This window comes from Streptomyces sp. NPDC057474 (assembly GCF_042802555.1).
Lineage (GTDB): Bacteria > Actinomycetota > Actinomycetes > Streptomycetales > Streptomycetaceae > Streptomyces.
In genome coordinates, this window is record NZ_JBHVDX010000326.1 from 1 (window position 1) to 8,044 (window position 8,044).

Annotated in this window: 7 protein-coding genes; 2 read left to right on the forward strand and 5 right to left on the reverse strand. The window is 69.6% G+C overall.

Annotated features, from left to right (window positions below; genetic code table 11):
- Positions 1-508 precede the first annotated feature (508 nt).
- Entirely contained in the window at positions 509-1,504 is a 996-nt protein-coding gene (gene trpS, locus ACFU53_RS44465) for a tryptophan--tRNA ligase (protein ID WP_384005640.1), read from the forward strand.
- Positions 1,505-1,516: 12 nt separating this feature from the next.
- Here the strand turns inward: trpS and proC are convergent, their stop codons facing one another.
- The 3 genes from proC to ACFU53_RS44480 all read right to left on the reverse strand — a co-directional run bounded on the left by proC (position 1,517) and on the right by ACFU53_RS44480 (position 4,130).
- Positions 1,517-2,329, reverse strand: a complete 813-nt coding sequence (gene proC / locus ACFU53_RS44470) for a pyrroline-5-carboxylate reductase (protein ID WP_384005642.1) — start codon at positions 2,327-2,329, stop codon at positions 1,517-1,519.
- A gap of 131 nt (positions 2,330-2,460) precedes the next feature.
- Positions 2,461-3,288 (reverse strand): ABC transporter permease, encoded by an 828-nt coding sequence (locus ACFU53_RS44475; protein WP_384005644.1) that lies wholly within the window; start codon positions 3,286-3,288, stop codon positions 2,461-2,463.
- A complete protein-coding gene (locus ACFU53_RS44480; RefSeq protein WP_384005645.1) occupies positions 3,285-4,130 on the reverse strand; it encodes an ABC transporter ATP-binding protein in 846 nt (281 codons plus the stop codon). The genes ACFU53_RS44475 and ACFU53_RS44480 overlap by 4 nt, the downstream gene beginning before the upstream one ends.
- Positions 4,131-4,543: 413 nt before the next feature.
- On the opposite strand from ACFU53_RS44480, the gene ACFU53_RS44485 reads away from it, so the two are divergent.
- A complete protein-coding gene (locus ACFU53_RS44485; protein ID WP_384005650.1) occupies positions 4,544-6,196 on the forward strand; it encodes a SulP family inorganic anion transporter in 1,653 nt (550 codons plus the stop codon).
- Here ACFU53_RS44485 and ACFU53_RS44490 read toward each other — a convergent pair.
- Both ACFU53_RS44490 and ACFU53_RS44495 read right to left on the reverse strand, forming a co-directional pair.
- Positions 6,160-6,948 carry a class I SAM-dependent methyltransferase gene (locus ACFU53_RS44490; protein ID WP_384005647.1) on the reverse strand — a complete coding sequence of 263 codons (789 nt, stop codon included), beginning with the start codon at positions 6,946-6,948 and terminating at the stop codon, positions 6,160-6,162. The genes ACFU53_RS44485 and ACFU53_RS44490 overlap by 37 nt on opposite strands.
- A gap of 213 nt (positions 6,949-7,161) precedes the next feature.
- Positions 7,162-7,722 carry an EamA/RhaT family transporter gene (locus tag ACFU53_RS44495; RefSeq protein ID WP_384005648.1) on the reverse strand — a complete coding sequence of 187 codons (561 nt, stop codon included), beginning with the start codon at positions 7,720-7,722 and terminating at the stop codon, positions 7,162-7,164.
- Between the last annotated feature and the right edge of the window lie 322 nt (positions 7,723-8,044).

Here is an 8,044-nt window from a genome sequence, read left to right on the forward strand (position 1 = left end):
TTTCCCTTTCCGGCGGTTCCGACTCTATCAGATCCTTTCGGGCCTGATTCCCAGTCAGCGGGAGTTGTCTTCGCGGCTGTTGGGCCGTTCCGACGAGTGAGACTTTAGCGGATTCCCAGCTCCCGAGCTAATCGGGGGCTGCGTCCTTTCGAACGCGGATTCCTCATTTCGCAAATACGCACACCAATGACACGACGACGAGTCGTCGATTGCTGGTGGTTACCTGCGGAATGGCTGTCCGGGGACCGACCGAGGTCGGCGCTCACGTCGGACAACCCGGAGAACACTACGTACCGGCTCGGGGTGTGTCAACTCGCTGTCAGCCGGTCCCCGGAGGCGTAGCCTGTCCCCCATGACTACGCGTACGTGTCACCAGCAGTGGTGGGCCGCCTGACGGCGGCCGTACTCACGTATGTACTCGACGGCCGCCGCACTGGCGGCCGTTCTCGTATCTCCCCTCTGAGGGTCGGCCGGCCGGTGGCGGCGGTCCTGATCAGGAGGTGGCGAGATGACACGGGTCTTCAGCGGGATCAAGCCGACGGGGCATCTGACGCTGGGGAACTATCTGGGGGCCGTGCGGCGGTGGGCCGAGGTCGACCAGCACCGTACGGACGCGTTGTTCTGCGTCGTGGATCTGCACGCTCTGACCGTGGACCACGATCCGGCGCGGGTGCGCAGGCTCAGTCGGCAGGCGGCGACCCTGTTGCTGGCGTCGGGGCTGGATCCGGAGCTGTGCACAGTCTTCGTACAGAGTCATGTGGATGAACACGCGCGGTTGTCGTATCTGCTGGAGTGCGTGGCCTCGGACGGCGAGATGCGGCGGATGATCCAGTACAAGGAGAAGGCGGCGCGGGAGCGGGCGCGGGGCGGGAGTGTCCGGCTGTCGCTGCTGACGTATCCCGTGCTGATGGCGGCGGACATCCTGGCGTACGGGACCGACGAGGTGCCCGTGGGGGACGACCAGACGCAGCATGTGGAGCTGACGCGGGACCTGGCGGTGCGGTTCAACCAGCGGTACGGGCAGACGTTCGTGGTGCCGCGGGCCACGCCTCCGAAGGTCGGGGCCCGGGTGATGAACCTGCAGGACCCGACGTCGAAGATGGGGAAGACCGACGACGTCGGGCCCGGGATCGTCTATCTGCTGGACGAGCCGGACGTGGTGCGGAGGAAGGTCATGCGGGCCGTGACCGACAGCGGGCGGGACGTCGTCTACGACCGGGAGGCGCGGCCGGGGCTCGCGAATCTGCTGGAGATCCTCGCTGCCTGTGAGGGTGGGAACCCCGAGGACCTGAGCGGTGTATATGAATCGTACGGAGCACTGAAGAAGGACACCGCAGAGGCCGTGGTCGAGCTCCTCAGGCCCGTACAGGAGAGGCACAAGGAGCTGTGCGCGGATCCTGCGTATGTGGAGGGGGTGCTGCGGTTGGGTGCGGAGAAGGCCAGAGGGATGGCTCGACCGAGGGTGGATGAGGCGTATCGGGCGATCGGGCTGCTGGCCGGTTGACCGCGGTCGGCGTCAGCTGTTGTTGCCGGAGGCCAGTGCGCGGCTGCGGTCGCGGGCTGCCTCCAGTGCGGCGATCAGTGCGGCGCGTACTCCGTGGTTCTCGAGTTCGCGGATGGCACTGATCGTGGTGCCGGCGGGAGAGGTGACGTTCTCGCGGAGCTTGACGGGGTGTTCGCCGCTGTCGCGGAGCATCGTGGCCGCACCGATGGCGGACTGGACGATCAGGTCGTGGGCCTTGTCCCGGGGCAGGCCGAGAAGGATGCCCGCGTCGGTCATGGCTTCGACCAGGTAGAAGAAGTACGCCGGACCGGAGCCGGAGAGGGCGGTGCAGGCGTCCTGCTGGGACTCGGGGACGCGGAGCGTCTTGCCGACGGCGCCGAAGATCTCCTCGGCGTGCGCGAGATCGGCCTCGCTCGCGTGGCTGCCTGCGGAGATGACGGACATGGCCTCGTCGACGAGGGCGGGGGTGTTCGTCATGACACGGACGACGGGGGTGCCTGCTGCCAGGCGCTCCTCGAAGAAGCGGGTGGGGATGCCCGCCGCGCCGCTGATGACCAGGCGGTCGGCGGGGGTGTTCGGGGCGAGTTCGTCGAGGAGGGTGGCCATGTCCTGAGGCTTGACCGTGAGGATGAGCGTGTCGGCGGTCTTCGCGGCCTCCGCGTTCGTGACCGGGGTGACGCCGTAGCGGGTGCGGAGCTCTTCGGCGCGCTCGGGGCGGCGGGCGGTGACCAGGAGGTCCGCGGGCGCCCAGCCGGCTCGGATCATGCCGCTGAGCAGGGCCTCGCCGATCTTGCCGGTGCCGAGGACTGCGACTTTCTGGCTCATGGTGCGGGTGCCCTCCCGGGGGTGCGTCGTCCTGGAGTCATCCTCGCATCGAGGGTGGGGGTTCGGCTGGGGTGTCCGGTGGGCGGGACGTCGGATGGACGGGTGCCCGGTGGGCGGGGCTATGGGCGTGGCTATGTCGTCCGGCGCCTCAGGGTGGCCGCTCCCAGGGTCAGGACCAGGAGGGCGCAGCCGGCGACGATCGCGATGTCGCGTACGAAGTCGGCGGTCATGTCGGTGTGGAGGAGGACTTCGTTCATGCCGTCGACCGCGTAGGACATGGGGAGGACGTTGGAGATGGCTTCCAGGGCGGGGTGCATGTCGGGGCGTGGGGTGAACAGGCCGCAGAGGAGGAGCTGGGGGAAGATCACGGCCGGCATGAACTGGACGGCCTGGTACTCGGAGGAGGCGAAGGCCGAGACGAAGAGGCCCAGGGCGGTGCCCAGCAGGGCGTCGAGGAGGGCGACGATCAGAAGGAGCCAGGGGGAGCCGGTGACGTCCAGATCGAGGAACCAGACGGCCAGACCCGTGGCAAGGGCGGACTGGATGATCGCCAGGGTGCCGAAGGCCAGGGCGTAGCCGGCGATGAGGTCTCCCTTGCCGAGGGGCATGGAGAGGAGGCGTTCCAGGGTGCCGGAGGTTCGTTCGCGCAGGGTCGCGATCGAGGTCACCAGGAACATCGTGATCAGCGGGAAGATGCCGAGGAGCGAGGCGCCGATGGAGTCGAAGACGCGTGGGCTGCCGTCGAAGACGTAGCGGAGCAGGAACAGCATCACGCACGGGATGAGAATCAGCAGGGCGATCGTGCGGGGGTCGTGGCCGAGTTGGCGGAGGACCCGGGCGGCTGTGACGGTCGTACGGGAGTAGCTGATGGCCCTCGGGCGGGAGGCCACGGGGGCGGTGGACACGGTCGTCTCCTTCGTCTTCTTCGTCTTCGTGTCGGTGTTCGTCGTGGTGGTCATCGCGTCGGCTCCTTCTGGTGTGCGTCGGTCCCGGCCGTGGCCGTGGTCGCGGTGGCCTCGTCGACCAGGCGGAGGAAGGCCGCTTCGACTGTTTCCGAGTGGGTGCGGGTGCGGAGGGCCTCGGGGGTGTCGTCGGCGAGGATCTCGCCCTCGCGCATGAGGAGGAGGCGGTGGCAGCGCTCGGCTTCGTCCATGACGTGGGAGGAGATCAGGAGGGTGGCCCGGCGCTCGGCGGCGATGGTGTGGAAGAGGGCCCAGAGTTCGCGGCGGAGCACCGGGTCCAGGCCGACGGTGGGTTCGTCGAGGACCAGGAGTTCGGGGGCGCCGAGGAGGGCCACGGCCAGGGAGACGCGGCTGCGCTGGCCGCCGGAGAGGTTGCCTGCCAGGGCGTCGGTGTGGGTGGTGAGGTCCACGTCGGCGATGGCCCGGGTGACGTTCTCGTGGCGGCGGTCGGCGGCGGCGCGGCCGGGGTCGAGGATCGCGGCGAAGTAGGCGAGGTTCTGGCGGACCGTCAGGTCGTCGTAGACCGAGGGGGCCTGGGTGACGTAGCCGATGCGGGAGCGGAGGGTGACGTCGCCTGCGGGGTGGCCGAGGACGTGCAGGGTGCCGGTGACCTTTGCCTGGGTCCCCACGATCGCTCGCATCAGGGTGGATTTGCCGCAGCCGGAGGGGCCGAGGAGGCCGGTGATCTGGCCTTGGGGGACGGCGAAGTCGAGATTGCGGAGGACCGTGCGGGGGCCTCGGTTGACGGTGAGGCCCTGTGCGTGGATGGCGGGGAGAGGAGGGGAGCCGACGGGGGTGGGGGATTGGGGTGGGGGCTCCTTCGAGGAATAATTCATCATGCGATGAATATTGCGCAGGGCGGGTGAGGCGTCAAGCGATAGGGGCGGCGCGGGTTCGCGCGGTCCGGCGCGACGGGAGTGCGGAGGGGCGCGAGCGCACGGTGGGGTGATCGGAGGGTGAGGTTCCGGGGGTGTGCGCTTCCGTTGTGCAGCGGTGATCACGGAGAGGGGTGTGGAGACTGTTCGCTTTGAGTGACAATTAGTTGCGGAGCGTGGTCGATGGTTTTGGGCCACGCTCCGTCGCCCGGGGGATGTGTTGCGGTCTCCCTTTGTGAGTTCTCGTGATCACCGTCGGGTTCTTTTCCTGGCTCGGGACTCGCATCTCCTGTCGGGCACTCCTGTCGAACGTCGTCTGCCGGAGGTGCGTTCTCGTGCGTAACGCCTCAAGTCCATTTCGATCCCGGTCTCCTTATCTGCCTCTCCTTCGGGGGCCGAGGGCCGCGTTGTGGCGCGGGGAGTTGGCGGCTTCGGTCGTGGTGTTTCTCGTGGCGTTGCCGTTGTGTGCCGGGGTCGCGGTGGCCGCGGGGGTGCCGGCGGAGCTGGGGCTGGTCACCGGGATCGTGGGTGGGCTGGTGGTCGGGGCCCTGCCGGGGAGCAGCCTGCAGGTGAGTGGGCCGGCGGCCGGGTTGACCGTGCTGGTGTACGAGGCTGTGCGGGCGTACGGGTTATCGGCGCTCGGTGTGCTGGTGGTCGGGGCCGGAGTGGTGCAGCTCGGGTTGGGGGCGTTACGGCTGGGGCGGTGGTTCCGGGCCGTGTCGGTGGCCGTGGTGCTGGGGATGCTCGCCGGGATCGGGCTGGTGCTGGTGGCGGGGCAGGTGTACGCCATGGGGGATGTGGCCGCGCCCGGTGGTGGGGGGATCGGGAAGTTCGTGGGGCTCGGGTCGTTGCCCGGTGCCGTCGATCCCGTGGCGCTCTCGATCGGGGGCGCCACCGTCGTCGTACTGGTGGTGTGGCCTCGGTGGCGATGGGGGGCGCGTTGTGTGCCGGCGCCGTTGGTGGCCGTCGGGGGTGCGGCCCTGGTGACCGGGGTCTTCGACCTGGACGTGCGGCGGGTCGAGGTGCGGGGGTTGTTGGAGGCCGTGCGGGTGCCGTCGGTCGATGACCTGGGGTTACTCGCCGAGATGGGGGCGGTCGGAACCGTTTTCGCCTTCGCGCTGATCGCTTCGGCCGAGTCGTTGTTCAGTGCGGCGGCCGTGGATCAGCTGCATGACGGCCCGAGGACCGATTACGACCGGGAGTTGGTCACCCAGGGCGCCGGAAACGTGGTGTGCGGGGCGCTCGGGGCGCTGCCCATGACGGCGGCGTTCGTGCGGAGCGGGGCTGAGGGTGCCCCCTGTGGGGGAGTGCGGGCGGGGGCGCGGACCAAGGCCTCACGGGTGCTGCATGGGGTGTGGTTGCTGGTGTTCGCCGCCCTGCTACCCGGGGCACTCGGCGTGATTCCCGTCGCGGCGCTGGCCGGACTGCTGGTGCATGCGGGATGCAGGCTCGTGCCCGTACGGGAGTTGGGGGTGCTGTGGCGGGGGCGGGATCGCGGGGAGGTGGTGGTCCTGGGGGCGACCGCCTTGGCGATCGTGGCCTGGAATCTGTTCGAGGGCGTCCTGGTCGGGCTCGCATTGGCCGTGGCCAAAACCGCGTGGGACATCAGCCATGTGCACGTGGAGATCGAGGACCGGGGGGATGCGGGGGTTGTGGTGCGGGTGGCCGGGGCCGCGACGTTCTTGCGGTTGCCGAAGTTGCTGGACTCGTTGGAAGGGGTGCCTAGGGAGCGGGGTGTGCAGCTGGAGCTGAGCGGGCTGTGGCATGTGGATCATGCGTGTGCGGCGGCTTTGGAGGCTTGGGGGGCGGGGTTGGTTGTGGATCAGGAGGAGGAGAGGGAGGAGCGGGAGGAGGATGCGCGCAAGAGAGGGGACGCGGACTCGAGCGCGGATGCGGATGCGGAGAGAGGAAGGGGGGTGGGTGAGGGGAGATGTCTGGGGGATGGGGTTCAGGAGGGCCGGCTTGAGGAGGGGCTGGCTCAGGAGGCGCTGGTTCAGGGGCGGATGGCCAGTAGTAGGTCTACGTCATAGGTCTCCTCGATTGTTTCGGTGGGGAAGAGCTTGCGGAGGTGGGCTCGTTCCTCGGTGAGGAACTCGGTGGTGGCATCTTCGCCGAGGACCAGGAACGCCGAGTGGCTGGCGATGTTGGCCAGGTGGGTGTCCAAGGAGACCTTGCGGCTCCAGCGGACCTGGCGGCGGGTGAAGTCGAGGTGGCCGGCGGTGTCGGTCAGGGCGGCAGCCGCTCCGGAGCCGCTCTTCGCGATCGGGGTGTCGGGGTCTACGCCGAGGAATTGGTGGATACGGGTGGTGGCGTCGGCGATCCAGGGGACGTCGACGGCGTCGGTGTTCCACCAGAGGGCGAGTGCGCCGCCGGGGCGGAGTACGCGGAGGGCTTCCGGGACCGAGTGGGTGGGGTCGGTCCAGTGCCAGGACTGGGCGTAGGTCAGGAAGTCGGTGGAGGCGGTGGCGAGGGGGAGGGCGTTGCCGTCACCTCGGACGAGGGGGATGTGGGAGTGGGTGCGGAGGAGCTGGGCGGCCATTCCGGCGCCGGGTTCCACGGCGAGGACGTGGGCGCCTCGGGTGTGGAGGAGGGCGGTGGATATTCCGGTGCCGGCGCCTACGTCGACGGTGCGTGAGCCCGCGAGGGGGCGGGCGGCTAAGGCTTCGATGGTGTCGAAGAGAGTGGGTGGGTAGGAGGGGCGGTTCGCCGCGTACTGGGCTGCGGCGGTGTTGAAGGAGTGGGCTCGGGTGGTGTGGGAGGGGTGGGGGCGTGAGGTGGTCATGGGCACCATGGTGGCTTGGTGGGGTGGCGCTGGGGAGGGGTTCGTCGCCCCCGCCGCCCTTACCCTCCCCCTCCCCAGGGGTTGCCGCCCCTTCGACCCCGCGGGCGCGGGAGAGGCTCGGGGGGTGTGGGGGCGGGTGCGGGTGGTTCGTGGTTGCTCGCGCAGTTCCCCGCGCCCCTTAAAAGCGGGGCGCTGGGCCGGCCCCCGGACCGCCTAGGTCCGGCGGCGCTTCGCCGGGTTGCGGGTGCGCTTGGCTGTGCGACGGTCGTACTGCTGGCGGGCCGTGGTGTATTCCTCGCGGTGGAGGGACTCCCCTGGGGCCTCCTTCAGGGAGCGGAGGAAGTAGGCGGTCAGGGAGCCCAGGAAGCCGATGGTGAGGAGGCCTCGTAGGGAGGACTGGCGGGCCGGGTCGGGGCGTTTGGTGAAGGAACCCCAGGTGTGGCCGAAGGCCAGGGCGCTGCAGGTGGCGAACATGATGACGACCAGGATGCTGACGAAGCCGCCGACGGCGGCCAGTTGCAGGCCCTCGTAGGCCAGGCGCAGCACCAGGCCCAAGATGACCAGGGCGACGAGCGAGCCGGCGGTGACGGTCGCGCGGCGGGCCGGGTAGTTGCCGTCGTGGTTCAGCCAGGTCGTCCCGAAGAAGCGGATGGCTTCCGGGCGAGGGCCCGTAGGGGTCGCCTGAAGTGCCGGGGTCGCTTGGAGCTCCTGCGGCTCTTGCGGCTCCTGCTCCTGTTCCTGGTCCGCCTGGGTGTTCTTCGGTTTGTCGCTCACGGGTCGATTATGGCTCCGGGGTGGGAGCGGCTTCACGGCGGCACCGGGAGGCCTGGCGGTGATACCCGGCGGGGGCATCGGGCGGCCTCGCAGGGATACCAAGCGGCGGTGCCAGGCGGCCTCAGGCGATACCCGGCGGCTTCGCGGCTGCACGAGGCAACCTCTCGGTGATACCGGGCGGCCTCGCAGGGATACCAAGCGGCGGTGCCAGGCGGCCTCAGGCAATACCCGGCGGCGTCGGGCGGCCTCGCTGTGGCGCTGAGCGCCCTCGTCCCCGGGCCGGGCGGCGATACCGGCGCGGCGCCCTGCTGCTGGGGATTCC

Coding starts and splice junctions, on each gene's coding strand:
- ACFU53_RS44475 (WP_384005644.1), bottom strand. CDS start 3,288: ATGACCACCACGACGAACACCGACACGAAGACGAAGAAGACGAAGGAG.
- ACFU53_RS44490 (WP_384005647.1), bottom strand. CDS start 6,948: ATGACCACCTCACGCCCCCACCCCTCCCACACCACCCGAGCCCACTCC.
- proC (WP_384005642.1), bottom strand. CDS start 2,329: ATGAGCCAGAAAGTCGCAGTCCTCGGCACCGGCAAGATCGGCGAGGCC.
- trpS (WP_384005640.1), top strand. CDS start 509: ATGACACGGGTCTTCAGCGGGATCAAGCCGACGGGGCATCTGACGCTG.
- ACFU53_RS44480 (WP_384005645.1), bottom strand. CDS start 4,130: ATGATGAATTATTCCTCGAAGGAGCCCCCACCCCAATCCCCCACCCCC.